This window comes from Wolbachia pipientis, from assembly GCF_023661085.1.
Lineage (GTDB): Bacteria > Pseudomonadota > Alphaproteobacteria > Rickettsiales > Anaplasmataceae > Wolbachia.
The window spans coordinates 1-2,827 of record NZ_JAHDJT010000142.1 but is presented as its reverse complement, the minus strand read 5'-3'; the positions used below and the strand labels follow the sequence as shown (position 1 = coordinate 2,827).

2 protein-coding genes, 1 tRNA gene and 1 pseudogene are annotated in these 2,827 nt (G+C 38.8%); 2 read left to right on the top strand and 2 right to left on the bottom strand.

Going from position 1 to position 2,827, the window contains the following annotated elements; genetic code table 11:
- Positions 1-78: 78 nt before the first annotated feature.
- Positions 79-687: an RDD family protein gene (locus DM84_RS05615; protein WP_250778992.1), complete on the bottom strand. Its 609-nt coding sequence runs from the start codon at positions 685-687 to the stop codon at positions 79-81.
- Positions 688-708: 21 nt separating this feature from the next.
- Positions 709-791: transfer RNA gene (locus DM84_RS05610), tRNA-Leu, on the bottom strand.
- A 113-nt stretch (positions 792-904) separates the two neighbouring features.
- Here DM84_RS05610 and DM84_RS05605 point away from each other — a divergent pair.
- Positions 905-2,356 (top strand): replicative DNA helicase, encoded by a 1,452-nt coding sequence (locus DM84_RS05605; protein ID WP_250778990.1) that lies wholly within the window; start codon positions 905-907, stop codon positions 2,354-2,356.
- 114 nt (positions 2,357-2,470) lie between these two features.
- Positions 2,471-2,827, top strand: a pseudogene (locus DM84_RS05600) (hypothetical protein); the annotation flags it as partial.

Here is a 2,827-nt window from a genome sequence, read left to right as displayed (position 1 = left end):
CTTGTCATTTTAACCTGTACAGATTGGGAAGTTAAACAAATAGCTTCAGTACCATGATAAAAGGAATGGCGAAGGTTGTCAAGTAGTTTTTTCGTCCTGTTTTCTAAGGTTTTTACTCGTGATAACCACCGTGCCTGCGATCTTGTCGTGCCAAGTTTGGCAGCGTTTGTCGAAATTTGACCATATAAAACCCAAAAATAATGGCGCAACTGACAATATAAAGGAGAAAAACCTCTTCGTTGCTTGTTTTAGGGTCATTTTTCCAAAAGTCTGTTCATCCACAACTCTGAGCCCAAGTAGCAGTTTTCCAGGCGTAGCAGCGAACCTTATCCACATATATGCAACATAGCTAAATAGCATAATAAATTGGACTATTTGATTTAGAATCCATAGTTTACCAGGTCTGCTCTGCATTGCCCTCTCTTCCGCAGAAATCGGCGCTTGCACCTGATATTTTGCAATTATTTCGCTCGATATTTTTCTGTCCTCTGAATTTGTAAAGAGCTGATTTACGGCCAGGCTGCAGAACTGTAAGAACAAAACGATGATAATTAGATCAAGCAATACCGATATATAGCGCCTAAACCCCGTTACATAGCATATTCCACTTTCGTCCTTTTTTACCTTTTGAATAGCATTCATAGAAGAGAGAATAGAAAATAAGCGATCAAAAAACCTGTGTAACATATGCACTTTCCAACATTTGAGTGCCCCTGGCCGGAGTTGAACCAGCATGCTTTTGCAAGCAACAGATTTTGAGTCTGCCGTGTCTACCATTCCACCACAGGGGCTTAAGTTTCAATGCTATAGGCAACACGAAATTAGTCAAATTTTTTTACCTTTACATCTTTCAAACGAGGACTAAATATTCTACAATAATCGATAGTTACTCTAAAAATTTAGAATGAATGAATTAGCTAATCTCATCGACTCAAGAAGCATAGATAAAGAAATATGCAAATTACCACATAACTTGGAAGCGGAGCAAATGCTCATCGGTGCAATGATTCGTGACAATAGAATTTGTGATGCAGTTGAAGATATGATCGCAGCAGACAATTTTTATGATCCACTGCATCAAAGCATTTTTACGCAGATATCTAAAACCAGAAAACACGGCGTAGTTGCTAATGAACTGAGCCTCAAAATGTTTTTTGAGAACGACGAAGCATTTACCAAGTGCGATGGGGTTGAATATCTCGCAAAGCTCGCAGCAAAGGCGAGTATCGCGCTTGATATCTACAGCTTGACTAGAATAATCCGTGACACTTACTTAAGGAGATGCTTAATCAAGCTCGGGCAGGAGATAGTTGATGATAGTTACAGCTATGACATCGAAAACCCTGCACAGGCGCAAATTGAACAAGCAATGACAAAATTGTTCAACTTAGCAGTAAAAAAGCAAGGTGAGAAGACGTATGTAAAGCTTGCAAGCTCAGTTAAAGATGTAGTTGAAAAAATAAGCACACTGAAAAATAATCCGGAAGCGCTGGGCATTACAACCGGACTCCAAGACCTAAATCAGCTTCTTGGTGGTCTGCAGAAATCTGACCTATTAATTCTAGCTGCAAGGCCTTCTATGGGTAAAACAGCGCTGGCGCTAAACATTGCCCTTAATGCTTGTAAGGTCCTGCAAAAAAGAGCAGATAAACAACACTACGTAGCGTTTTTCTCACTTGAAATGTCAGCGGAACAATTAACTGCAAGATTGATCACTATAGATTCGGGAATCAGTTATTATAAGGCGCTGACCGGAAGAATTAGTGATTTTGAATTGCATGAATTCATTAATGCGAGTACAGAATTGTCTGAATTGCCTTTCATTATAGATGACACTCCTGCTCTGTCAATTAGTGCCCTTCGTACCAGAATACGTCTGCTGTATCAATTATATAGTGTAGAAGTGGTATTTATTGATTACCTGCAGTTAATTAGAGGAACAACAAAAAGGAGTAATGAAAATAGAGTGCAAGAAATCTCGGAAGTGACACAGGGTTTGAAAGCAATTGCAAAAGAGTTAAATATTCCCATTGTTGCACTATCGCAGCTCTCCCGTTCTGTTGAGCAAAGAGACGACAAAAAACCTCAACTTGCTGATTTGCGCGATTCAGGAAGCATAGAACAAGATGCTGACATAGTAATGTTTCTCTACAGAGAGGAATACTATGAGCTAAGAAAGCAGCCAAGTGAAGGAAGCAATAAACATCGAGAATGGCAAGAGAAGATGGAGAAAATTAGAAATATTGCAGAGCTCATTATTGCAAAACAAAGGAACGGACCAATCGGCAGTGTGAAGCTATATTTTGACTCCAGCAGAGGCGCATTCAAAGATTACACGGAGAGGCATGTTTCATAGCTCTCAGCAATCTTTCCTATCCTCGCTATAGTTTGCTAATTTATTAATAAACTTGATATATCTCTTCACCCGTGCTACAATTTTAATAATAAATTAATTCTAGTGAGGTATATAATGAGTATATTTAAAAAAACTAACGCACCTTATCTTGTGAGTGGTGCTTTGGCTATCGGAACTTTATTGGCATCAGGAATATTTGCTGTAGCTCCTTATATTGGTTTCTTAGCTCCAGTTGCAGCTCTAAGCCTTGGCCTTCCATTTGTTATTGGCGGTGCTGTATTTTCTGCTGCAGCTATTGCACTTTCAGCTGTGGTAATTAACAAAAACAACACCATTTCTGAGCAAAAAGCTCAACTGGCTAATCAAACGAAAGAGATAGCAGATAAAAAGAAAGAAAATTTTGAGCTAAAAGTTCGACTTGCTGAAAACAATACTAAGCTTTTTGATAAGCAAGAGCAGTTACTTAAGGAA